Annotated in this window: 20 protein-coding genes and 1 tRNA gene; 16 read left to right on the top strand and 5 right to left on the bottom strand. The window is 65.6% G+C overall.

Going from position 1 to position 22128, the window contains the following annotated elements:
• Positions 1-56: 56 nt before the first annotated feature.
• From V6B15_RS12495 to V6B15_RS12545, 11 genes are all read left to right on the top strand, one after another.
• Positions 57-236, top strand: coding sequence for a hypothetical protein (locus tag V6B15_RS12495; protein WP_334201466.1), 180 nt, complete (start codon positions 57-59; stop codon positions 234-236).
• Positions 233-811: a hypothetical protein gene (locus V6B15_RS12500; protein ID WP_334201467.1), complete on the top strand. Its 579-nt coding sequence runs from the start codon at positions 233-235 to the stop codon at positions 809-811. Before V6B15_RS12495 ends, V6B15_RS12500 begins: the two co-directional genes overlap by 4 nt.
• Positions 808-1002: a helix-turn-helix transcriptional regulator gene (locus V6B15_RS12505; protein WP_253521272.1), complete on the top strand. Its 195-nt coding sequence runs from the start codon at positions 808-810 to the stop codon at positions 1000-1002. Before V6B15_RS12500 ends, V6B15_RS12505 begins: the two co-directional genes overlap by 4 nt.
• Before the next feature lie 70 nt (positions 1003-1072).
• Positions 1073-2164: a YjgN family protein gene (locus V6B15_RS12510; protein WP_334201468.1), complete on the top strand. Its 1092-nt coding sequence runs from the start codon at positions 1073-1075 to the stop codon at positions 2162-2164.
• Between the two features lie 4 nt (positions 2165-2168).
• Positions 2169-3245, top strand: coding sequence for a M48 family metallopeptidase (locus tag V6B15_RS12515; RefSeq protein WP_334201469.1), 1077 nt, complete (start codon positions 2169-2171; stop codon positions 3243-3245).
• Between the two features lie 40 nt (positions 3246-3285).
• The gene (locus V6B15_RS12520; protein WP_334201470.1) at positions 3286-4029 is read left to right on the top strand and encodes an alpha/beta hydrolase; all 744 of its coding nucleotides are present in this window, start codon (positions 3286-3288) and stop codon (positions 4027-4029) included.
• The gene (locus tag V6B15_RS12525) at positions 4026-4865 is read left to right on the top strand and encodes a tetratricopeptide repeat protein (RefSeq protein ID WP_334201471.1); all 840 of its coding nucleotides are present in this window, start codon (positions 4026-4028) and stop codon (positions 4863-4865) included. The genes V6B15_RS12520 and V6B15_RS12525 overlap by 4 nt, the downstream gene beginning before the upstream one ends.
• Positions 4862-5839: an LLM class flavin-dependent oxidoreductase gene (locus tag V6B15_RS12530; protein WP_334201472.1), complete on the top strand. Its 978-nt coding sequence runs from the start codon at positions 4862-4864 to the stop codon at positions 5837-5839. Before V6B15_RS12525 ends, V6B15_RS12530 begins: the two co-directional genes overlap by 4 nt.
• A gap of 176 nt (positions 5840-6015) precedes the next feature.
• Entirely contained in the window at positions 6016-10704 is a 4689-nt protein-coding gene (locus V6B15_RS12535; RefSeq protein WP_334201473.1) for an NAD-glutamate dehydrogenase domain-containing protein, read from the top strand.
• Between the two features lie 70 nt (positions 10705-10774).
• Entirely contained in the window at positions 10775-12001 is a 1227-nt protein-coding gene (locus V6B15_RS12540) for an NAD(P)/FAD-dependent oxidoreductase (RefSeq protein WP_334201474.1), read from the top strand.
• Positions 12002-12024: 23 nt separating this feature from the next.
• Positions 12025-13158, top strand: a complete 1134-nt coding sequence (locus V6B15_RS12545) for a CaiB/BaiF CoA transferase family protein (RefSeq protein ID WP_334201475.1) — start codon at positions 12025-12027, stop codon at positions 13156-13158.
• Here V6B15_RS12545 and queG read toward each other — a convergent pair.
• Positions 13155-14195, bottom strand: coding sequence for a tRNA epoxyqueuosine(34) reductase QueG (gene queG / locus V6B15_RS12550; protein ID WP_334201476.1), 1041 nt, complete (start codon positions 14193-14195; stop codon positions 13155-13157). The two genes, V6B15_RS12545 and queG, sit on opposite strands and share 4 nt — an antisense overlap.
• Before the next feature lie 66 nt (positions 14196-14261).
• On the opposite strand from queG, the gene V6B15_RS12555 reads away from it, so the two are divergent.
• The 4 genes from V6B15_RS12555 to msrB all read left to right on the top strand — a co-directional run bounded on the left by V6B15_RS12555 (position 14262) and on the right by msrB (position 18507).
• On the top strand, positions 14262-15242 hold the full coding sequence (locus V6B15_RS12555; protein WP_334201477.1) for an ABC transporter ATP-binding protein: 981 nt from the start codon (positions 14262-14264) through the stop codon (positions 15240-15242).
• Positions 15239-16450, top strand: coding sequence for an ABC transporter permease (locus V6B15_RS12560; RefSeq protein WP_334201478.1), 1212 nt, complete (start codon positions 15239-15241; stop codon positions 16448-16450). Before V6B15_RS12555 ends, V6B15_RS12560 begins: the two co-directional genes overlap by 4 nt.
• A 136-nt stretch (positions 16451-16586) precedes the next feature.
• Positions 16587-17927 carry a cytochrome P450 gene (locus V6B15_RS12565; RefSeq protein WP_334201479.1) on the top strand — a complete coding sequence of 447 codons (1341 nt, stop codon included), beginning with the start codon at positions 16587-16589 and terminating at the stop codon, positions 17925-17927.
• Positions 17928-18009: 82 nt separating this feature from the next.
• Positions 18010-18507: a peptide-methionine (R)-S-oxide reductase MsrB gene (gene msrB, locus V6B15_RS12570; protein ID WP_334201480.1), complete on the top strand. Its 498-nt coding sequence runs from the start codon at positions 18010-18012 to the stop codon at positions 18505-18507.
• Positions 18508-18541: 34 nt separating this feature from the next.
• Here the strand turns inward: msrB and V6B15_RS12575 are convergent, their stop codons facing one another.
• The 4 genes from V6B15_RS12575 to V6B15_RS12590 form a co-directional block, all read right to left on the bottom strand.
• Complete coding sequence (locus V6B15_RS12575) at positions 18542-19174, bottom strand: PilZ domain-containing protein (protein WP_253521228.1); 633 nt, start codon at positions 19172-19174, stop codon at positions 18542-18544.
• Positions 19175-19346: 172 nt separating this feature from the next.
• Positions 19347-19431: transfer RNA gene (locus V6B15_RS12580), tRNA-Leu, on the bottom strand.
• Between the two features lie 68 nt (positions 19432-19499).
• Positions 19500-19880: an integration host factor subunit beta gene (locus tag V6B15_RS12585; protein WP_263607306.1), complete on the bottom strand. Its 381-nt coding sequence runs from the start codon at positions 19878-19880 to the stop codon at positions 19500-19502.
• A gap of 48 nt (positions 19881-19928) precedes the next feature.
• The gene (locus V6B15_RS12590; RefSeq protein ID WP_334201481.1) at positions 19929-20270 is read right to left on the bottom strand and encodes a GntR family transcriptional regulator; all 342 of its coding nucleotides are present in this window, start codon (positions 20268-20270) and stop codon (positions 19929-19931) included.
• 202 nt (positions 20271-20472) lie between these two features.
• Between V6B15_RS12590 and V6B15_RS12595 the strand changes: the two genes are divergently transcribed.
• Positions 20473-22056, top strand: a complete 1584-nt coding sequence (locus V6B15_RS12595) for a peptide MFS transporter (protein ID WP_320181347.1) — start codon at positions 20473-20475, stop codon at positions 22054-22056.
• The last annotated feature ends 72 nt before the right edge of the window (positions 22057-22128 follow it).

The following is a 22128-nucleotide window of genomic DNA, read 5'->3' on the forward strand; positions in this document are numbered from 1 at the left end:
GACACCACACGCGAATCGTGACAAACAGACTTTACATCACGGAAAGGACCATTGCCATGTCACTCAAGACCCCCCTCCTGTTCGCCGGCGCAATCATCGCGACTGCGGTGCTCGCCATCTTCGACATCGTCCCAGAAGAATTTGCGCAGTTCAGCGTGATTCTCTTTCCGGCCCTCGCGGCCATCCATATCGCGCGCACCGGCTCGTGCGGTTGCAGCATGAATGTCCGCGCATGAGCGGCACCGGCGGGCCTTGGCTGCTCAAGTCGCCGGGACGCTGGGTCGCGCTCTACTTCCTCAGCACCGCCGTCATCGCGGCGCTGAAACTGAGCGGGGCGATCGAATCGCCCGTCGGCTTCATTCTGCTGGCCGCGGCGACCTTCCTGCTCTTCCCGCTGGCCCGGCGCGGTGCGGATGGCTGCACCAGCCAGGCGATGGCTTCGTACAACCGGCGGATCGTGTTCAGCAGCTTCGGCTACGTCCTCGGCCTCGGCATAGCGATAACGCTGTGGGACCGCTACGAGCTGTCCGATCCGGCGGTCTTCGCCATCTCGCTCCTGCCGACGCTCCCGACCTTCGGCATTATCTGGGCGATGGTGCGCTACCTCGCCGAGGAACAGGACGAATATCTGCGCTATCGCACGATCATGGCAGCGCTGGTTGCGCTCGGCCTGGTGCTCGCGCTGGGCATCTTCTGGGGCTTCCTCGAGATGTTCGAACTGGTGCCCCATATCTGGGCGTGGTGGGTACTACCCGTCTGGGCGATCGGCTTGGGTCTCGCGCAATTGTGGCAGAAGGTGCGCGGCGCATGAAGAATCGCCTCAAGGTCCTGCGCGCCGAACGCGACTGGAGCCAGCAGGACCTCGCCGCCCGGCTCGAAGTGTCGCGCCAGAGTGTCAATGCGGTCGAGACCGGGCGCTACGATCCGTCGCTCCCGCTCGCTTTCCGGATCGCCGATGTTTTCGGGCTGGCGATAGAAGAAATCTTCCTGCGCGAAGAATAGCGGCTCACCGATTGACACGGCAGCGGCGATCCCCGACCCTTGCGCGATATATTCACAGGGGTCGTTACTTATGCATGGGTCGCACGCGATGGACGGGGCCGACAGCGCCTTCGTCTTTGAAGGAAACTGGCGCGATTTCGCCAAGATCGCCTTGCCGAACCTGCTGCTGACGATCGTCACGCTGGGCATTTACCGCTTCTGGGCCACCGCGCGAGAGCGCCGCTATCTGTGGTCGCGCACGCGCTTCGTCGACGAAAATCTCGAATGGGCAGGCACCGGAATGGAGCTGTTCATCGGTTTCGTCATGGTCTTCGTCCTGTTCGGCATTCCCTATTTCGGGTTGAGCTTCGTTGCGCAGGCGCTGGTCGCGCGCGGGTACGAATCGCTCGGCATTGCGCTTTCGGCATTCGCGGCGCTGGCGATCTTCTACCTGCTGGGCGTCGCCCGTTTCCGCGCGCTGCGCTACCGCCTTTCGCGCACCCGCTGGCGCGGCATTCGCGGGGGCAGCGACACCGCCGGCTTCCTGTTCGGCCTGTCATATATGTGGAAGACCGCAGTCGGCTGGATCCCGGCCGGCCTGCTGCTGCCCTGGTCGATGACCAGCCTGTGGAACGAACGGTGGAGCAAGATGAGCTTCGGCCCCTACGCGTTCGAGGCCGATGCCGAAGCGGGCAATGTCTTCGCGCGCTATCTGCTGTTCTATCTGACCCCCTTCGTCCTCTTTGCCGGTGGGATCATCATGGCCGGCATGGGAATGCTCGCGGGTTATGGTGTCGGCGGCGAGGAAGGCCGCGCGCTCGGCGGGATGATCGGCATCTTCGCCCTGGTGCTGTTCTTTTACTTCGGCCTCGGCCTGATCGCGGTGGCATTCTTCGCCAAGTTCTACCGCGAAGTGGTCGGCGCAACCCGCTGGCGCGACCTGCACTTCACGTTCACGGCCTCGACGCTGGATTGGGTGAAACTGCTGGTAGTCGATGCGCTGCTGGTCGTCTTTACCTTCGGGATCGGGCTGGTCTTCCTGTCCTATCGCCACTGGAAGTTCTTCATGACGCATCTCGAGGCGAGCGGCGAGATCCTGCTCGACGAGCTGACCCAGTCGGAGACCCGCACCGCGAAGCATGGCGAGGGCCTGCTCGACGCCTTCGACATGGGCGCGATCTGAGCCGATGGAAGACGCGTTCCAGACTGCCGCCCAATGGTACGATGGCACCAATGCGGTGCGCCATAGCGGGACGCTGAGCTGGGACGGGCGCGGCGGGTTCACGCTGGTGGGGCCAGAAGCGCGCGACGAATTCGACGCCGCCGACCTGCGCTTCGGCGAAATCCGTCCCGAACAGCGCGTCTATCACCGCGCCAGCGTGCCCGATTTCCGCCTGATCCTGCCCAAGGAGATCCCCGCGGGCCTCGCCGCGCAGCTCCCCGCGAAAAGCGATTACGGCGCCTGGGTCGACAGGCTCGGACTGGGCAAGGCGGCGGCGATATTCGGCGTAGCCAGCGCCGCGGCGGTGGCGCTGTTCCTGACCGCACCCGACTGGCTCGGCCCGCGCATCCCGCCCGGGTGGGAACGCCAGATCGGCGAGGCGATGGTCGGCGATTTCGGCGGTCGTATCTGTCATACGCCAGCGGGCGATGCGGCGCTCGCCAAGCTGCTCGCCAAGGTTGATCCCGCCGAGGAAAAGGTGCGCGCAGGCGTTGCCAATATGGCCATGGTCAATGCGGTCGCGCTGCCCGGTGGGCAGGTCATGCTGTTCGACGGGCTGGTCCAGCAGGCCGACAGCCCCGAGGAGCTGGCCGGTGTGCTCGCCCACGAGGTCGGCCATGTCCGCGAACGCCATGTGATGACCGCGCTGCTGCGCCAGTTCGGCCTGTCGATCCTGCTGGCGGGTGCCGATTCGGGCGTCACCAACGGCGTCTTCGGTCTCGCCGCGATGGGCTATTCGCGCGATGCCGAACGCGAGGCGGACGACTATGCCCGCGCACGCATGGCCCAAAGCAATATCTCGCCCATGGGCGCAGCCGGATTCTTCGAACGCATGGCCGAGAGCCGGGGCGATAGCGAGGATGCCCCCGCCGTGATCGGATGGCTGGCCAGCCACCCGTCCTCGGGCGAGCGCGCCGAGGCCTATCGCGCGGCGGCAGAAGAGGACGCGGACTATCCCCCGGTGCTGACCGAAGCGGAATTCGCCGCGCTCAAATCGATGTGCGCGCAGGATCCCGATGTCGAGGAGTTCGGCTTCTTCTGACCCTTGCAATCGCGCGCGGTCGCGTGAACAGCATGCGCAAATGAGCGATATCCAGTTCCATGTCATGCCCGGCGGCAAGCGCATCGCCTATCGCTTTACGCCCGGCACCGGACCCGCGCTGGTCTTCCTGCCGGGCTATATGTCCGACATGGCGGGCGGCAAGGCGACCGCCGTGTTCGAATGGGCACGGGCGCGGGGGCAAGCGTGCCTGCTGTTCGACTATTCGGGCTGCGGCGCGAGCGAGGGGGACTTTGCCGACGGCACGCTCTCGCGCTGGCGCGATGAGGTGCTCGCGCTGGTCGATGCGCTGATCGAGGGACCGGTAATCGTCATCGGGTCTTCCATGGGCGGCTGGCTGATGCTGTCCGTCGGACAAACGCTTGGCGGGCAATTGGCCGGGCTGGTGGGCCTCGCCCCGGCCCCCGATTTCACCGACTGGGGACGGTCGGATGCCGATAAGGCGAAGCTGCTCGCGGGCGAGACCATCTACGACGAGAACCCTTACGGGCCCGAACCCACACCGCTGCACCCGGGCTTCTTCAGCGACGGGCAGGCGCAGCTCCTGCTCGGCGGCGAGATTCCCATCACCGCACCCGTGCGGCTGATCCATGGGCAGCGCGATCCGGATGTGCCGTGGGACATCAGCCTGCGGCTCGCCGCCGCGCTGCGTTCGGATGATGTACAGGTCACACTGGTAAAGGACGGCGACCACCGCCTGTCGCGCGAGCAGGACATCGCCCTGCTGCTGCGCATTGTCGACGCGCTTTCGAAAGGCCCTGTATGATTGCCTCCGCCATCGCCCTGCTGATCCTGCAGGTCGGCCCTAACCCTGGCGCCAACGCCTTCCCCGGCCTACCCGAGGAATTACGCGATCGCCCGCCACGCGAGCGTGCGGCTGCACCCGTCGGCACCACGGGCACCTCGGGCAGCAAGCTGGCCGAATGCGTAACGCTCGCCGCCGATGATGCCGAAGCCGCCAGCGATATGGCGCAGGCCTGGCGCGAGACCGCCGCGAACCAGCTCGAGCTGGCCCAATCGGCGCATTGCCTCGGCCTCGCGCTCGTCCGGCTGGACGATTTCGCTGAAGCCCAGCGCGCCTTCGATCTGGCCGCTGGCGAAGTTCCTCCCGGTGCCCCGGCCTACCAGGCGCGGCTTTCGGCCATGTCGGGCAATGCGGCCATGGCGCAGGGCAATCCCGCCATCGCCGAAATCGCCTTCACCCGCGCGGTGAATTACGCCACCGATGCCGCCGATACGCCGCTTCTGGGGAGCGTGTCGGTCGACCGCGCACGCGCTCTGGTTGCCATGGGCCGCAACGAGGACGCGGTGGCTGCGCTGGCCGGCGCACGCGGAGCGGATCCTGCCAATGCCCGCGCATGGCTGCTTTCGGCCACGCTCTCGCGGCGGCTCGAACGTCTTGGCGAAGCGCGCGAACAGATCGCGCAGGCTGCCCTGCTTTCGCCGCAGGACCCCGCAGTCGGGCTCGAGGCGGGTGTGATCGCCGCGCTGTCGGGGCGTGACGAGGAAGCCCGGCGCAGTTTCGAATCGGTGCTGCTGGTCGCGCCGCAAAGCACCGAGGCCACCCGGGCGCGGACCTATCTGGAGCAGCTCGCATCATGACCGATTTCTCCGTGCTCGATCTCGTCCCCGTCCGCGAGGGCGGCACGCTGGGAGAGGCGTTCGATGCCGTGACCATGCTCGCGCAAACCGCCGAGAAGGCCGGCTGCAAGCGTTTCTGGGTGGCCGAGCACCATGCCATGGCCGGGATTGCCGGCGGGGCGACTGCAGTCGTGCTGGCGCATATTGGCAATGCCACCTCGACCATCCGGATCGGGTCGGGCGGGATCATGCTGCCCAACCACACGCCGTTCCAGATCGCCGAACAGTTCGGCACGCTCGATGCGCTGTTTCCCGGGCGGATCGACCTCGGGCTTGGCCGGGCGCCCGGAGCGGGGCCCGAATTGCAGCGTGCCTTGCGCAAGGATCTGCATCGCGCCGCCGAGATGTTCCCGCAGGACGTCGTCGAGCTGATGGCGCTGATGGCGGGCGAAACCGCGATCCATCCGACCCCGGGCCTTGGCGCGCAGCCCGAATTCTGGATGCTTGGGTCGAGCCTGTTCGGCGCCCAGCTCGCCGCCAAGCTGGGCCTGCCCTACGCCTTTGCCAGCCACTTTGCCCCCGATCATCTCGATGGCGCGCTCGAACTCTACCGGCGCGATTTCCAGCCCTCCGAAGCCTGTCCCGCGCCGCATGTGATGGCGGCGATGAACCTGTTCGTCGCCGATACCGAAGACGAGGCCGAATATCTCGCCAGCTCGCAATTGCAGGCCTTCGTCGCGCTGCGCACGGGCACGCCGGGCAAGCTTCCGCCGCCGGTCCGCGGCTATCGCGCCAGCCTGCCGCCGCAAGCGCAGGCCATGCTTGCGCATATCGGCCAGGCCAGCGCGATCGGCACCCCGGAACAGGCGGCTAGGGCCGTACGTGCCTTTGTCCAACGGACCGGGGCCGACGAGATCGTCTTCGGCGGGAGCATGTTCGATCCCGCGGCGCGTTGCCGGGCGCTGGAACTCGCGATGGATGTCCTGACGGACTAGCGTGCCGTAGCGTCGGCGGGCCGCATGATGGCGCGCATACGATTGCACTTTTGCACGCACAGCACCTTGCAGCCCGCCTGCAACGGGCCTAGGCGCGGCGCGCAGGTCGTGGCGCACACGACTCGGATATTTCGCGGCGCGGAAACGATCATGCGCCGCAAGGAGAGAGGCCCCTTATGGGTTCGACAACTGCCGTCCTTCCGAAAACCCTCCAGAATGCGATCACCGAGAGAATGCGCCTGTCGCTGCTCAGCGGCGATACGCCGTTCGACAAGGCGCAGCTGGGCGACGCCGCGCAATTCGTCGGGCAGCTGGCCGTCCAGCGTACGCTTGGGCGTTCGGCCATGTCGATCGAAAGCGTCAGCGACGAACGCCGCCTCACGCGCATCGCGATCGTCAATGACGATATGCCCTTCCTGGTCGATTCGGTCGCCGCGACGATTGCCGCTCTGGGACTGTCGATCGACCGGCTGGTCCACCCGGTCATCCCGGTCGAGCGCGACAAGAACGGACGGCTGACCGGCATCCCCGAAGGCGATCCGGACGAGGCCTATTGGGAATCGATGATCTACATCGAGGCCGCGCGGGTCGATGCCAAGACCCGCCGCCAGTTGCAGGAAACGCTCAAGGAAACGCTTGCCGACGTGCGCGCGGCAGTCACCGACTGGCCCGCGCTGCAGGAGGCCATGGCGAGCGATGCAAAGCGGATCGCGGCAACCGACGATGAAGGGGCCGAACTGCTCGACTGGCTCAATTCGGGCATGTTGACCCAGCTGGGTCACGTCACCCGTCACCGCGACGGGCGCCAGGAGAACGAGCTGGGCATCTGCCGCCGCAGCGCGCAAGTGCTGCTCGCCGAAGCCTCCTACGAACGCGCTTTCGCCTGGTTCGAAGCGGGCACCGACCAGCGCCGACCGCTGATCATCAAGGCCAACCACCTCAGCAACGTGCATCGCCGCGTCCCGCTCGACCTGCTGATCGTGCCGATCGAGGAGCAGGGCAAGCCGGTCGCGCTCTCGGTCCATGCCGGGGTCTGGACCAGCGCCGCGCTCGCCGCGCCGCCGCGCAGCGTGCCGCGCCTGCGCCGCCAGCTCGATACGCTGCGCAGCCGTCACGGGTTCGACGACACCGGCCATGCCGGCAAGGCGCTGGTCCATGCGCTGACCACGCTCCCGCACGATCTGCTGATCGGCTTCTCCGAAGAAGACGTCGAACGCGTCGCGACGACGATGATGAGCCTGGTCGATCGCCCGCGCCCGCGCCTCGCGCTGGTCGAGGCGCCGCTGGCGCGCCACCTCTTCGCCTTCGTCTGGCTGCCGCGCGACATGGTCGCGACACAGGTGCGGCTGGAAATCCAGACGCTGCTCGAGGAAGCCGCCTCGGCGCGGCTGCTCGACTGGAGCCTCGAGGTCGAAGGCGGCAATCTCGCCACCATCCGCTTCGTTTTCGATATTCGCGATGGCGACCAGGCCCCCGACCAGGCGCAGCTCGAGGAGCAGATGCAGACGCTGCTGCGCGGCTGGAGCGAAGCGGTTGAGGCCGAGCTTGGCGCGATCGAGGAACCCAGCCGCGCGGCGGGCCTCGCCATGCGCTTCGCCGACCATTTCCCCACCGGATTCCGCGGCCGCTATGGCCCGCGCGAGGCAGCGCTCGACATCGCGCGACTGCACGAACTCGGTGCGAGCCTTGAAAGCGAGGAAGTGGTGCGCGGTGCGCGGATGTATTTCTGCGACCGCGAGGTACAGGGGTGCCTGCGACTCAAGCTCTACCAGTCCGAAGGCAGCCTGCCGCTGTCCGAAGGCGTGCCAGCACTGGAAGATTTCGGTTTCTACGTCCGGTCCGAAATGCCCACCGTGCTCGACGAGGGCCGCTTGGGGACGATTCACGATTTCCTGCTCGACCTGAAGCCGGGTGCCGATCCCAAAGCGCTGATCGACCGGTCCGATGCGATCGAGGAAGCCGTCAGCGCGGTCCTCAACAGCGAAGCGGAGAACGACCCCTTCAACCGGCTGGTTCCCGAAGCGGGCCTGTCGGCGCGCGAGGCGAACTGGCTGCGCGCCTTCTACCGCTATTTGCGGCAGGCCGGCATGGGCTTCACCATCTACACCGTGGTCGATGCGCTGGCTGCGGCGCCCGACGTGACCCGCGCGCTGATCGCGCTGTTCACTGCGCGTCACGATCCCGATTTCGGTACGGGACGCGACAAGGCAGTCGAGGATGCGCGCGCCGCAATCAAGCGCGGCCTGGCCAAGGTCAAGGCGATCAATGACGACCGTCTGCTCAGGCTCTACAATTCGCTGATCGACGCGATCCTGCGCACCAACGCCTTCGCCCCCGCGGCGGCCGAAGCGCTGGCCTTCAAGATCAACTCGGCCAAGGTCCCCAACCTGCCCAAGCCGATCCCCTATCGCGAAATCTTCGTCTATTCGCGCCGGGTCGAGGGCATCCATCTGCGCAGCGGCCCCGTCGCCCGCGGCGGCCTGCGCTGGTCCGACCGGCGCGACGATTTCCGCACCGAGATCCTCGGCCTGATGAAAGCGCAGCGGGTCAAGAACGCAGTGATCGTGCCGACCGGCGCGAAGGGCGGTTTCTATCCCAAGCAGCTGCCCAATCCGGCGCTCGACCGCGAGGCCTGGGCGGCGGAGGGGCGCGCCAGCTACGAAACCTTTATCCGCACGCTGCTGTCGGTCACGGACAACATCGTCGACGACAAGGTCGTCCACCCGGAAAACGTGGTCATCACCGATGGCGAGGACCCCTATTTCGTGGTCGCCGCCGACAAGGGCACCGCCACCTTCTCCGATGTTGCCAATGCGATCGCCGAAGCGAAGGATTTCTGGCTCGACGACGCTTTCGCGAGCGGCGGCTCGAAAGGCTACGACCACAAGGCCATGGGCATTACCGCCAAGGGTGCCTGGGTCAGCGTACAACGCCACTTTCTCGAAATGGGCGTCGATGTGCAGAGCGAGCCCGTCGAAGTCGTCGGCTGCGGCGACATGTCGGGCGATGTGTTCGGTAACGGGATGCTGCTGTCCAGGGCGATCAAGCTGGTCGCCGCCTTCGACCATCGCCACATCTTCTTCGATCCCAATCCCGACCCGGCCGCCAGCTGGGACGAGCGTCAGCGCCTGTTTGCGCTCCCCCGCTCGAGCTGGGAGGATTACGACAGCGCGCTGATTTCCAAGGGCGGCGGGGTCTTCGCGCGCGACGCCAAAAGCATCAAGCTGTCCAAGGCGATGCAGGCGAAGCTGGGCATCGAGCAGGGCACGATCGAGCCCGATGCGCTGATCTCGGCGATCCTGAAGGCGCCGGTCGACCTCATCTGGTTCGGCGGCATCGGCACCTATATCAAGGCGTCGCAGGAGAATAACGTCCAGGTCGGCGACCCGGCCAACGACGCGCTGCGCGTGGATGCAAAGGAAGTCCGCGCCAAGGTCATCGGCGAGGGCGCCAATCTCGGCATCACGCAGGCCGGCCGGATCGAATTCGCGCATGGCGGCGGACGCTCGAACACCGACTTCATCGACAATTCGGCGGGCGTCGATTGTTCGGACAATGAGGTAAATATCAAGATCGCGCTGGCCGCCGCCAAGCGCGCGGGCAAGCTCAGCGAGCCCAAGCGTGTCGCGCTGCTCGAATCGATGACCGACGAGGTCGGGCGGATCGTGCTCGAGGACAATCGTTTGCAGGCGCTGGCACTGTCGATCGCCGAAGTCGGCGGAGCCCGCGCAATGGCCTCGCAGCAACATATCATCCAGACGCTCGAGGCGGGCGGCAATCTCGACCGCCGGACCGAGGGGCTGGCCGACGACCAGACGCTGCAACGGCGCGCGGCCGATGGCGCCGGCCTGACCCGGCCCGAACTGGCCGTGCTGCTGTCCTCGTCCAAGCTGGTGCTCCAGGATGCCATCGAGCGCGGCAGCCTCGCCGACGATGCGCTGCTCGAGGAAACGCTGTTCGAAGCCTTTCCCGCGCCGATGCGCAAGAAGTACAAGACGCAGATCGCGGGCCACCAATTGCGGCGCGAGATCGTCGCGACCAAGCTCGCCAACCGCATCGTAAACCGCATGGGGATGATCCATCCCTTCGAACTGGCCGAAGAGGAAGGCGTCGAGCTGGATGAAGTGGCCGCGGCCTTCGTCGCTGCCGAACATCTGTTCGACCTGCCCGACCTGTGGGCGTCTATCGATGCCACAGCGATGCCCGAAAGCGCCCGGCTGATGCTGTTCGACCGGATCGCCGCGGCAGCGGGAAATCTGATTTCGGACGTGCTGCGCACCTCTTCCGGCCACGTCGATCCGAGCGCGCTGGTGGGCGATATCGGCAAGGCAGTCGCCAAGCTCGCGGGCGCCACCACCGAATTGCTGAGCACCGAATCGCGCCAGCAATCCGATCGCCTGTGCGACCATCTCATCGCCGCCGGGGCGCCCGAAGCGCTCGCCGCGCGCGTCGCGCATCTCTACGATCTCGACGGCGCCGTGGGCCTCGCCAAGCTGGCCAGCGAGACGGGCATCGCCCCGATCGGGCTGACCGAGGCCTTCACCGATATCGGCCGCCGGCTCGGTCTCGATTGGGCGCAGTCGACCGCCGCGCTGATGAGCCCTTCGGATGTGTGGGAGCGCCTGCTGGTTTCGGGCCTTGCGCGCGATTTCCAGCAGATGCGGCTCGAACTGCTGCGGCGGCTGGCGCGGCGCAAGGATGCCAAGCAGGACATGCCCGCCGCGGTTGCCAAATGGGCCGAGGAACAGGCCGTCGCGGTGCGCGGGTTCCGCAGCATGGTTGCGCGGGCGCAGGGCCAGTCGCCGGTCGCGCCGGCCATGCTGGCGCAGGTCGCGAGCATGGCGCGCAACCTGCTCGGCCGCTAGCACTACACCCGACCCGGGCATGACCGGCTGGGCTTGACCGGCTGGCGTTTTCGCGCCAGCCAGCGCGGCGATGGAACATTTCGATATCGTCATCGTGGGCTCGGGGCATGGCGGGGCCCAGGCCGCCATCGCATTGCGGCAGAACGGCCATGAGGGTTCGATCCTCATCGTCAGCCGCGATCGCAATCCGCCCTACGAACGCCCCCCGCTCTCGAAGGAATATCTTGCGGGCGAGAAGCCGTTCGAGCGTATCCAGATACGCCCCGAACAATTCTGGGCCGACAAGGACATCGAGCTGCGCCTCGGCCGCAACGTCAACGAGGTCGACCCGGTCGCGCGCGAGCTGGGCCTGTCCGACGACACGCGGATTACCTATCGCAAACTGATCTGGGCTGCCGGCGGCGATGCCCGCCGCATGTCGTGCCCGGGTAGCGACAATGCCGGCATCCACTACGTCCGCACGCGGCGCGACGTCGATACGCTAAGGGAAGAACTCGCCGCCGGGGCCAAGCGCGCAGTGATCGTCGGCGCGGGCTATATCGGTCTCGAGGCAGCAGCGGTGCTCCGCAAGCTCAATTGCCAGGTCACCGTGGTCGAAGTGCTCGATCGCGTTCTGGCGCGGGTCGCGGGCCCCGAATTGTCCGAATTCTACGCTGTCTACCACCGCGAACAGGGCGTCGATCTGCGGCTGTCTACTGCGGTCGAGACGATCACCGGCGAAAACGGCCGCGTCACCGGCGTGATGACCGACAGCGGGGAAACGATCGCCTGCGATGTGATCATCGCGGGGATCGGCATCGTGCCGTCTGTGGGGCCGCTGATCGCTGCGGGGGCAGCGGGTTCGAACGGAGTCGATGTCGACGCGTACGGGCGCACCACGCTCGACAACATCTATGCCATCGGCGACTGCGCCAGCCACGCCAACCCCTATGCCGACAACAAGGTCATCCGCCTCGAATCGGTGCAGAATGCCAATGACATGGCGACGATCGCGGCCAAGGCGATCATGGGCGACAAGCAGGCCTATGATGCGGTCCCGTGGTTCTGGTCGAACCAGTATGACCTGCGCCTGCAGACCGTCGGCATATCGATCGGCTATGATGCCACCGTGCTGCGCGGCGATCCGGCGGACAAGAAGTTCAGCGTGGTCTATCTGCGCGAAGGCGTGGTGATCGCGCTCGACTGCGTCAACAACACCAAGGATTACGTGCAGGGCCGCAAGCTGGTGATGGCGCGCGCGGAAGTGGATCCCGAAGTGCTTGCCGACAGCGCAGTGCCGCTCAAGGACATGCTGTGATTGCAGCCGGGGACGGTCGTGCGATGCTCGAAGGGCTTCGCGTGATCGACATGACCTCGGTGGTCTTCGGGCCCTATTGCACGCAGATCCTTGCTGATTTCGGGGCCGAGGTGATCAAGGTCGAGGCCCCCGGCGGCGACGTGTTCCGCTATGGCGCGCCCTCCGCGCACAGCAAGGCGATGGGGCCGGGATACATCGCGCTCAATCGCGGCAAGCAGTCGCTCGTGCTCGATCTCAAGCAGGAGGCCGACCGCGCGATCCTGCGCGACCTGCTCGCCGATGCCGACATCTTCATCCACAATGTCCGCGCCGAAGCGATCGAGCGGCTCGGATTCGATTACGACAGCGTGCGCGCGCTCGCTCCCGACATCATCTATGCGCATTGCGTCGGCTTCGGCTCGGGCGGGCCCTATGCCGGGCTGCAGGCCTATGACGACGTGATTCAGGCGGCCAGCGGCACCACCACCCTGCTGCCACGCGCAGACGGCAACGAGCGCCCGCGCTACCTGCCATCGCTGATCGCCGACAAGGTCGCCGGGCTGCACGCCGCCTATGCGGTGATGGCCGCCGTGGTACACCGCCTGCGCACGGGGCAAGGCCAGCATGTCGAAGTGCCGATGTTCGAGGCCTTCAGCAGCTTCATGCTCAAGGAGCACCTCGGCGGGAACACTTTCGATCCGCCCGTCGGCCCGCCCTGCTATGGCCGCCAGGTCGATCCCAATCGCCAGCCGTTTCCGACCCGCGACGGATATGTCAGCATCGTGCCTTACCGGCTCGACCATTTCACCAAGGTGATCGCGCTGATGGGCGACGAGGCTTTCGCGCGCGAAGAGCGCTTCGCCACTCTCGAAGGGCTGATTGCGGGGCAGGCCGAACTCTATGCCCGCATCGCCGAACTGACCGCCGGTTTCGCGACCGACGAACTGGTCGCGCTGATGCACGCCAATGCGATCCCCGCGATGCCGGTGCGCGACATGGCCGACATGGCGCAGGAGCCTCATCTTGAAGCGTCGGGCTTTTTCATGCGGCGCGAACACCCCACCGAGGGCACGCTGGTCGAGATGCGCGAACCGTCGCGCTTTTCCGCCTGGGAAGCGCCCGATCCGTCACCCGCCCCGCTGCTGGGCGAGCATGACCGGAATTATCGCGAGGGCTAGGCGAGCCTTGCCGCAGCCCAATCGGCCGCTTCGGAAACCGCGGGATCGGGATCGCCGCGCAGCCCCTCGACCAGCGGAGCGAGAGCTGCCGAACCGCTATTCCCTGCCGCGTAAAGGCAATTGCGCACGAAGCGGTTGCGCCCAACCCGCTTGATCGGCGAGCCCGAGAAGAACTGCCTGAAACCCGCATCGTCAAAGGTCAGGAAGGCAGCCAGGTCGGGAGCGGCCAGATCTTCGCGCGGCGCCAGCTTGAGGTGCCGGTGCGCCGTATCGGCGAACTTGTTCCATGGGCAGACCGCGAGGCAATCGTCGCAGCCATAGATGCGATTGCCCAGCGCCTCGCGAAACTCCTCGGGGATCGGCCCCTTGTGCTCGATCGTGAGGTAGGAAATGCAGCGCCGCGCATCGAGCTGGTAGGGCGCGGGGAAGGCGTCGGTGGGGCAGGCATCCTGGCACGCGCGGCACTGGCCGCAGCGATCGGGATGCGAGAGGTCGGGCGCGAATTCGAGCGTCGAATAGATCGCGCCGAGAAACAGCCAGCTGCCATGCGACCGGCTGACCAGATTGGTGTGCTTGCCCTGCCAGCCGATCCCGGCCGCCTCCCCCAGCGGCTTCTCCATCACCGGCGCCGTATCGACGAAGACCTTGAGTTCGCTTGTCGGTTCGCGCGCGATCAGCCACCGCGCCAGCGCTTTCAGCGCCTTCTTGACCACGTCGTGATAATCGCGCCCTTGCGCATAGACCGAAACGCGCGCTTTCTCCGGCGCGTCGGCAAGCGCCAGCGGGTCCACATCGGGCGCATAGCTCATGCCCAGCGCGATCACGCTATTGGCTTCGGGCCATAGTCCTTGCGGCGAGGCGCGCTGCTGTTTGCGCGCATCCATCCAGTCCATCGCGCCGTGCCGCCCTTCGCCCAGATAGTGCTCGAGCCGCGCGGCGCGCTGCGGGTCGGGCGCAGCAGACGCAAATCCGCAGGCGACGAAACCCAGCCTGAGGGCCTCGGCGCGCAATTCCGCCTGCAATCCTGCATTAACCACGCTTGCGGGTGCTCCCGTTCACTGCCAGCCACTACTCATGCGCGCATGCTTACCGAGACAGGCTCCATGACGCGACCCCCGGCTGGCGACCAGCGCCCGCTCGCTATCGAGGCCCACGGGCTGGTCAAGCGCTTCGACGGCACTCTGGCGGTCGACGGCGTCGACATCGCCGTGCCCGAAGGCGCGATCTACGGCATTCTCGGCCCCAATGGCGCGGGCAAGACCACGACCTTGCGCATGCTGCTGGGCATTATCGATCCCGACCAGGGCGTACGCCGCGTGTTCGGTAACGACCGCCCGCACGAGGTCGCCAAGCTGATCGGTTACCTGCCCGAGGAACGCGGCCTCTACCCGGCAATGAAATGCGACGAGGCGATCGCCTTCATGGGCGCCCTGCGCGGTTTGCCGACCGCCGAAGGCAAGGCGCGCGGGCGCGAATTGCTCGAACGCCACGGCCTTGGCCATGCGGTCGACCGGCAGATCCGCCAGCTGTCGAAGGGCATGGCGCAGACGGTGCAATTGCTCGGCACGCTGGTCCACCGCCCGCGTCTGGTCGTGTTCGACGAGCCCTTCAGCGGGCTCGATGCGATCAACCAGGGCAAGCTCGAAGTGATGATCCGCGAGCTGGCGGACAATGGCACCACGGTGATCTTCTCGACGCATGTCATCCACCACGCCGAGCGGCTATGCGACGAGGTCGCGATCATTGCCGGGGGCAAGGTCCCCTATGCCGGGTCGGTCGATGCCGCACGCGACCGCATCCCCGCGCAGGTCCGGCTCGAGACGCGCCAGCGCGACGGCGCCTGGCGCGCGGCGCTCCCCGCGGATGCCCGCCATAATGCCAAGGCGGATGGCAGCCATTTCTGGTTCTTCCCCGTTCCCGAGACGGGGATCGAAGCCTTGCTCAAGCAGCTGATCGATGGCGAAGCCGGTATCCTGTCGCTGTCGATCGAGCGCGCCGGACTGCACGATGCCTTCGTCGAGATTGCCGGCGAAGCGGCGGCCCGCGCACTCGAGGAAGACCAGGCCGCAGGAGCGCCGCGATGACCGACACCACCCGCCTGTCGCTGTTCGAAGCCGCGCGCGTCGTGGCCAAGCGCGATTTCCACGCGATCCTGTTCAGCCGCGCATTCTTCTTCTTCCTACTGGGCCCGCTGTTCCCGATCGTTATCGGAGCGCTGGCAGGCGGGATCGGCGGACAAGTGCAGCGCGACGCCAATACCCGCGTTATCGCGGTGGCCATGGCCGAAGCCGACACGCAGGCGATGATCGCGGCACGCGCGCGGCTCGCCCCGCAGATCGGCATGGCGCTCCCCGAACTCCAGTCGAGCGCCAGCGCAGCCTCGCCCGAACAGATTCTGCGCGAGCCGGGCAAAAACTATACCGCGGTGATCAGCGGCACGGTGGCCGCGCCCGCGCTGACTGCGCCGGCAGACGCGATAGACTATTGGAGCGGACCCATCGCGCTGATCGCCGCCGATGCCGGCAGGGGGACCGCAACCGCCTATCCGGAAGTTACCGCGCGCCCGGTCGCGACCAGTGTCGCCGCGCAGCGCAGCGACCGTATCCGTACCGCGCAGGCGGGGCAGCTGCTGCTGTTCCTGCTGATGATGCTGCTGGCGGGCATGGTGCTCTCCAACCTCGTCGAGGAAAAGGCCAACAAGATCATCGAAGTGCTCGCCGCTGCCATCCCGATGGACGCGGTGTTCCTCGGCAAGCTGGCCGCCATGCTGGGCATCAGCCTGGTGGGTATTGCAGTGTGGGCCACAGCGGGCGCGGCGATCGGCCTGCTGGCCGGTAGCGCATTGCCGCAGCTGCCCGAACCCGCGCTGGGTTGGCCGCTGTTCCTGCTGTTCGGGATTGTCTATTTCGCGATGGGCTATCTGCTGCTCGGCTCGCTGTTCCTGACCATTGGCGGGATGGCGACGACCGTGCGCGAGGTGCAGACGCTGTCGATGCCCGTCACCATGGCGCAGCTGCTGGTGTTTTTCCTCGCCGCGTCCTCGATCACTCGCCCCGGTTCGCCGATGGAGCTGTTCGCCGCGATTTTCCCGCTGTCCTCGCCCTTCGCCATGCTGGCGCGTGCGGCGCAGTCGGACGCGCTGTGGCCGCATGCGCTCGCGCTTGGCTGGCAGGCACTGTGCGTGATCCTGTTCGTCCGCTTCGGGGCGATGATCTTCCGCCGCCGGGTGATGAAATCGGGCCGCGGCGGACGCGCGGTGAAGGGGCATGTCGGCGGGACCGAACCCGCGTAAGACTTCGCACCCCCGGACGGACGGCCTCGTTGGGTGGCGATTTGCAACGCACTATTGACACACGTGTCAGTTAAGGCAGGATGGGCCGCATAGAAGGGAGAGCGGCGGATGGAGTCGCTCCCGCGAGGAGAGAGACATGGCCACTGCTGCAATCGAACGCCCCCAATGCCGTACCGAACCCAGAGCGCATGAAGCGCTGAAAAAGCATTTTGCGGAGCACCCCGAGGAACGCCTCAGCCACCCGCACAAATGGGATGTCAGCCGCAGCGACATCTATTCCGAGAACACCTGGCAGCCGATCTTCAAGGAGATGCGCGAAGCCGGACCGCTGCATTACATCCCCGAGAGCCCCTTCGGCCCCTATTGGGCAGTGGTCGGCCACAAGGCAATCCAGCATATCGAAGCACTGCCCGACACCTTTTCGTCCAGCTGGGAGCATGGCGGGATCACCATCCTCAACCGGCTGACCGATGAGGAACTCGCCGAGGCGGGCATCGAGGAGCGGCGCGAGCTGCCGATGTTCATCGCCATGGACCGCCCGCAGCACACCGGCCAGCGGCGCACCGTCGCGCCCAAGTTCACGCCCAGCGGCATGGCCGAGATGGAAGGCGAGATCCGCCAGCGCACCGGCGAACTGCTCGACAGCCTGCCGCGCGGCGAAGTGTTCGACTGGGTCGACAAGGTCTCGATCGAGCTGACCACGGGCATGCTCGCGATCCTGTTCGGTTTCCCCTGGGAAGACCGCCGCCTGCTGACCTTCTGGTCCGATTGGGCGGGCGATACCGAGCTCGCCACCGTGCGCGATCTCGACGAGATGCGCTGGGGCTTCCTCAACGAGATGGCGGCCTATTTCCAGTCGCTGTGGATCGAGCGTACGCATGACAAGGAACCGGGCGACGATCTCATCTCGATGATGATCCATTCCGAAGCGATGAACCAGATGAGCCCGCAGGAATTCATGGGCAATCTGATCCTGCTGATCGTGGGCGGCAACGACACAACGCGCAATTCGATGAGCGGCTTCGTCTATCAGCTCGACAAGAACCCCGAGCAGCGCAAGCTGTTCGAACAGAACCCCGACGTGATCCCCAATGCGGTCCAGGAAATGCTCCGCATGCAGACCCCGCTGGCGCATATGCGGCGCACCTGCACCGAGGATACCGAAGTGTTCGGCCAGACGATCAAGAAGGGCGACAAGGTCGTGCTCTGGTATCTCTCGGCCAATCGCGACGAGGAAGTGTTCGAGAATCCCGACAAGCTCGACCTGATGCGCGAGAATGCCCGCCGCCACATCGCTTTCGGTTATGGCATCCACCGCTGCGTCGGCGCGCGCCTGGCCGAGCTCCAGCTGCGGATCCTGCTCGAGGAAATGCACAAGCGCCGCATCCGCGTGCATGTCGCGGGCGATATCGAGCGCGTGCGGGCGAATTTCGTCCACGGCTTCCGCAAGCTCGAGGTCGAGGTCACCCAGTTCTGACTGCGGGCGGTGACCCGTCGCGCGGTTCAAGCGTAGGTTCAGGCGTGGGGGGCTATTCCTCCACGCCATGAGACCGCACCCGATGACCGACCCGTCCCTCGATCGCCGCCGCCTGCTTGGCTGGATCGGTGCCTCTGCGAGCTTCGCGGGACTGGCTGCGTGCGGCTCTGGCGCGGCTGAGGCGAAGGATTTTCGGGTTAAGTACACGGCCGCCGAATGGCGCCAGCGGCTCAGCAAACAGGAATTCGCGATCCTGCGCGAGGCGGGGACGGAACGGCCCTATTCCTCGCGGCTCAATGACGAACAGCGCGCGGGTACCTTCACCTGCGCGGGCTGCGGCAATGCGCTTTACAGCTCAAGGGCCAAATACGATTCAAAAACCGGCTGGCCCAGCTTCTGGCAAGCCATCGACACGGGCGCGGTCGGCACCGCCACCGATTACAAGATCGGCTATCCGCGCACCGAAGTGCATTGCGCCGATTGCGGCGGGCATCTGGGCCATATCTTCAACGATGGCCCCAAGCCGACCGGCAAGCGCCATTGCATCAACGGCGCCGCGATGGATTTCGTCGCCGGCTAGATAAGAGCAAGGCTTCGCGTGAGACCGACGCGTATTACCTCTGGTCCTGCAGCAGCGCGGGGCATTGCACCTTGGCGGCCAGCTTGGCGAAATCGGCCAGCGTAAAGGTATCTTCGAACACCAGTCCGTAGTTGGCATCCTTGCGCCAGCGCACCGTGCAGCGGATGTCGGGCAATTGGTCGCAGGAAATCGTCACGCGCTGGTCGATCGAGAAGACGTGGTCGCATTCGATCCGCGCGCCCTGCTGCGAGACATTGAGCGTGACCGCCTTGCCCCGGCCCGTCAGCGCGGAAACCACAAGCGGAAGCATGATGTTGAGACGCAGCTGGCGCTTGGGGTAACCCCAATCTTCCTGGATCAGCTGTTCGACCGCGATCGGGGTGACGAAACGATAGCTCGCCTCGAAGCCCTCGGAGCGGACCAGTTCCAGCTCGTAGGTTTCACCGTTCTGCAATTCGAGCGCGATCGCCGCATCGGTCGGCAAGCGATGGAAGGTGCGCACGGATACGCCGGTCGCCGAGACATCACGGATAACGCAGACGAACTCGCCCTGTCCGCACACCAGTTTCGCCGCGCGGATAAGCGAGATGAAGCGCGGCGCAGCGCGCTGTTCGGGTCCGGTCGAGGAAGCGTTATCGTCCATGTAGAGTTCGGTGGTAAATTCCATCGCCCCTAAATTCTCCAGGTACCCGCAGCTACGGCTTGTCTGCCACGGTTCCCTGGCCCAGCGATCCTTTGAAGGCCCCTAATATAACGCTAGGGGTTAACGCGGAGATAAGGCCTTTGCGAATTATTCGCGGAAGGGCGCGCTTGGTTCATCGAAAGGGATGCGACAGCGTTGGTGCGGGTGGTGGGACTCGAACCCACACGTCCAAAGGACAGGGGATTTTAAGTCCCCGGCGTCTACCATTCCGCCACACCCGCCTGCGGCAAGCAGCCCTAATCGCTGCCCGGCGGGCGGGCAATCATCGATCTTGAGCTATAGGGAAACGTCAGTCGTCGTTGAGACGGCGACGCATATCCTTGCCGGGCTTGAAATAGGGCACGCGCTTGGCGGGCACATCGACCGTTTCCCCGGTGCGCGGGTTGCGGCCCTTGCGTGCTTCGCGCTCACGCGTGGAAAAGGCGCCGAACCCGCGTAGTTCGACGCGTCCGCCTTCGCTCAGGCGCTGGGCAATTTCTTCGAAGAAGACGTCCACGACCTGTTCGACCTCTTCGGCCCGCAGCTCGGGATTATCCTGGGCAAGGGCAGCAAGAAGTTCGGATCGGATCATTTGGCGTCTCCTGGCCCACTCGGCCACAAATGGGTTATTACCACGCGCCCCACCGAAATCATGCTTTCTTGCCCGATTCCAATCCGCTGGTTGTGGCAGAAGCCGCGGTTGCCCGCAAGTTCACAGCTGTAAATTTCAGCCCGGCCCTCAGGCTTCGGCAAGCAGTTCGCTGGCCGAGACGCCGAGGCGGTTCATCCGCGCCCTGATCTCGGGCCATTCCTCGCGCAGGAAAGCGTCGCGTTCCGACCGGCGCAGGCGCTCGGCCGCGCCGTCGACGACATACATGCCGACCCCGCGCTGGACTTCGACCAGGCCGTCGTTCTGGAACTGCTGGTAAGCCTTGGCGACGGTTAACGGATTGGCGCCCTGCTCGGCAGCCAGCGCGCGGACCGAGGGCAGCATGTCGCCTTCGGCATAGCGTCCATCGATAATCGCCGCTGCGATCATGTCACGCAGCTTGAGATAGACCGGCTTGGACTGGTTACGCATCACGTGTTCCCCGAAGCTGACTGCATCAGTGCCATAATACACCGGAGCGCGCAAGGTTCCCGGCCAAACCGCCATTCGCGAACCAGCCGGTCACGAGTGTAACTAATGCTTCACATGAGCGCGCAAGCCGTTAGGGTGCCCGCTTCTTCGGGGAGGAAGCCCTGTGTGCGGCTTCCTGAACACTACAAGAGGTTTGCCACGCATGGCCACAACACAACCGGTTGACGGGGATTCGGCAGGAACATTCCTGGGCCACCCCAAGGGACTGTTCGTCCTGTTCTTCGCCGAGATGTGGGAGCGTTTTTCCTATTACGGGATGCGCGCCCTGCTGATCTTCTACCTGACTAAGCACTGGCTGTTTTCGGACAGCGATGCGGGCATCATCTACGGCGCCTATACCGCCTTGGTGTACATCACCCCGGTGGTCGGCGGCTATCTCGCCGACAAGTATCTCGGGCAGAGGAAGGCGGTGCTGTTCGGCGCGGTCCTGCTGACGCTGGGCCATTTCTTCATGGCCTTCGAAGGCGATCCCGCCGCGGGGACGGAGAACAACCCGATCGTCTACGTTTTCTGGCTGGCACTGGCGCTGATCATCGTCGGCTCGGGCTTCCTCAAGGCGAATATCTCGGTGATTGTCGGCCAGCTCTATCCGCGCACCGATACGCGCCGCGATGCGGCCTACACCATCTTCTACATGGGGATTAACCTCGGCGCCGCGATCGGTTCGCTGCTGTGCGGCTATATCGGCGAGACCTATGGCTGGGCCTATGGCTTCGGTCTTGCAGGGATCGGCATGCTGGCCGGTCTGGTCGTGTTCGTCTGGGGCAAGCCGCTGCTGCTCGGCCGCGGCGAACCGCCCAAGCAGCTTGCCAAGAAGACCGAATGGTCGATGTACGGCGTGGGCATCGCACTGGTCGGCGTCTGCTGGCTTGCGATCCAGTATCAGGACATGGTCGGCTACGTGCTCGGCCTCTTCGGTGGGTCGCTGGTGCTTTACGTGCTGTTCACTGCGGTGGTGAAGCTGCCCAGCGAAGAACGCGACCGCATTTTCGCAGCGATGTTCCTGATCTTGACCTCGATCGTCTTCTGGGCGCTGTTCGAACAGGCGGGCTCGAGCCTCAACCTGTTCACCGATCGCCATGTCGATCGCGGCGGCGTGCCGGCATCGACCTTCCAGTCGATCAATGCGATCTACATCATCCTGCTCGCCCCGGTGTTTGCGGTTACCTGGCAAACGCTAGGCCGCAAGGGGATGGAACCCAGCGCCCCGCTCAAGTTCGGCCTGGGTGTCGTCCAGGTCGGCCTTGGCTTCCTCGTCCTCGTATGGGGCGCGCAGTCGGTCGGCATGGACGCAGCCGTGCCCGTGCTGTTCATCTTCCTGATCTACCTGCTGCACACCACCGGCGAGCTGTGCCTGTCACCGGTCGGCCTCTCGGCCATGAACCGTCTGGCGCCGTCACATATGGCGTCGCTGATCATGGGCACCTGGTTCTTCGCTTCGGCCACCGGCAACTTCGCCGCCGGCCTGATCGCCTCGGCCACCGGTGCCGAAGGCGTGGGCGAGGAAGCGGGCAAGCAGGTCGTGCTGGACGTCTATTCGACCGTCGGCTGGTATGCGATCGCGATCGGTGTCGGCGTGATGGTCATCAGCCCGCTGATCAAGAAGCTCATGCATCTCGATACGCTTCAGGACGACGATGTCGGCGACGACCTGCTCGGCCAGAGCGAGGGTCCGGGCGAACCGCAGGGCGCCGGTATCCATCCGGAAACACGCCCGTTGGGCTGATCCGCTATCCGGTGCCAATCTGCGAACTGCTTGATAGCGCCGACAAAATGCAATTGACCGCGCGGGCCGGGG

The sequence above is a fragment of the Qipengyuania sp. Mu-71 genome (assembly GCF_036867055.1).
Classification (GTDB): Bacteria; Pseudomonadota; Alphaproteobacteria; order Sphingomonadales; family Sphingomonadaceae; genus Qipengyuania; species Qipengyuania profunda.

Coding starts and splice junctions, on each gene's coding strand:
- V6B15_RS12495 (WP_334201466.1), top strand. CDS start 57: ATGTCACTCAAGACCCCCCTCCTGTTCGCCGGCGCAATCATCGCGACT.
- V6B15_RS12500 (WP_334201467.1), top strand. CDS start 233: ATGAGCGGCACCGGCGGGCCTTGGCTGCTCAAGTCGCCGGGACGCTGG.
- V6B15_RS12505 (WP_253521272.1), top strand. CDS start 808: ATGAAGAATCGCCTCAAGGTCCTGCGCGCCGAACGCGACTGGAGCCAG.
- V6B15_RS12510 (WP_334201468.1), top strand. CDS start 1,073: ATGCATGGGTCGCACGCGATGGACGGGGCCGACAGCGCCTTCGTCTTT.
- V6B15_RS12515 (WP_334201469.1), top strand. CDS start 2,169: ATGGAAGACGCGTTCCAGACTGCCGCCCAATGGTACGATGGCACCAAT.
- V6B15_RS12520 (WP_334201470.1), top strand. CDS start 3,286: ATGAGCGATATCCAGTTCCATGTCATGCCCGGCGGCAAGCGCATCGCC.
- V6B15_RS12525 (WP_334201471.1), top strand. CDS start 4,026: ATGATTGCCTCCGCCATCGCCCTGCTGATCCTGCAGGTCGGCCCTAAC.
- V6B15_RS12530 (WP_334201472.1), top strand. CDS start 4,862: ATGACCGATTTCTCCGTGCTCGATCTCGTCCCCGTCCGCGAGGGCGGC.
- V6B15_RS12535 (WP_334201473.1), top strand. CDS start 6,016: ATGGGTTCGACAACTGCCGTCCTTCCGAAAACCCTCCAGAATGCGATC.
- V6B15_RS12540 (WP_334201474.1), top strand. CDS start 10,775: ATGGAACATTTCGATATCGTCATCGTGGGCTCGGGGCATGGCGGGGCC.
- V6B15_RS12545 (WP_334201475.1), top strand. CDS start 12,025: ATGCTCGAAGGGCTTCGCGTGATCGACATGACCTCGGTGGTCTTCGGG.
- V6B15_RS12555 (WP_334201477.1), top strand. CDS start 14,262: ATGACGCGACCCCCGGCTGGCGACCAGCGCCCGCTCGCTATCGAGGCC.
- V6B15_RS12560 (WP_334201478.1), top strand. CDS start 15,239: ATGACCGACACCACCCGCCTGTCGCTGTTCGAAGCCGCGCGCGTCGTG.
- V6B15_RS12565 (WP_334201479.1), top strand. CDS start 16,587: ATGGCCACTGCTGCAATCGAACGCCCCCAATGCCGTACCGAACCCAGA.
- msrB (WP_334201480.1), top strand. CDS start 18,010: ATGACCGACCCGTCCCTCGATCGCCGCCGCCTGCTTGGCTGGATCGGT.
- V6B15_RS12575 (WP_253521228.1), bottom strand. CDS start 19,174: ATGGAATTTACCACCGAACTCTACATGGACGATAACGCTTCCTCGACC.
- V6B15_RS12590 (WP_334201481.1), bottom strand. CDS start 20,270: ATGCGTAACCAGTCCAAGCCGGTCTATCTCAAGCTGCGTGACATGATC.
- V6B15_RS12595 (WP_320181347.1), top strand. CDS start 20,473: ATGGCCACAACACAACCGGTTGACGGGGATTCGGCAGGAACATTCCTG.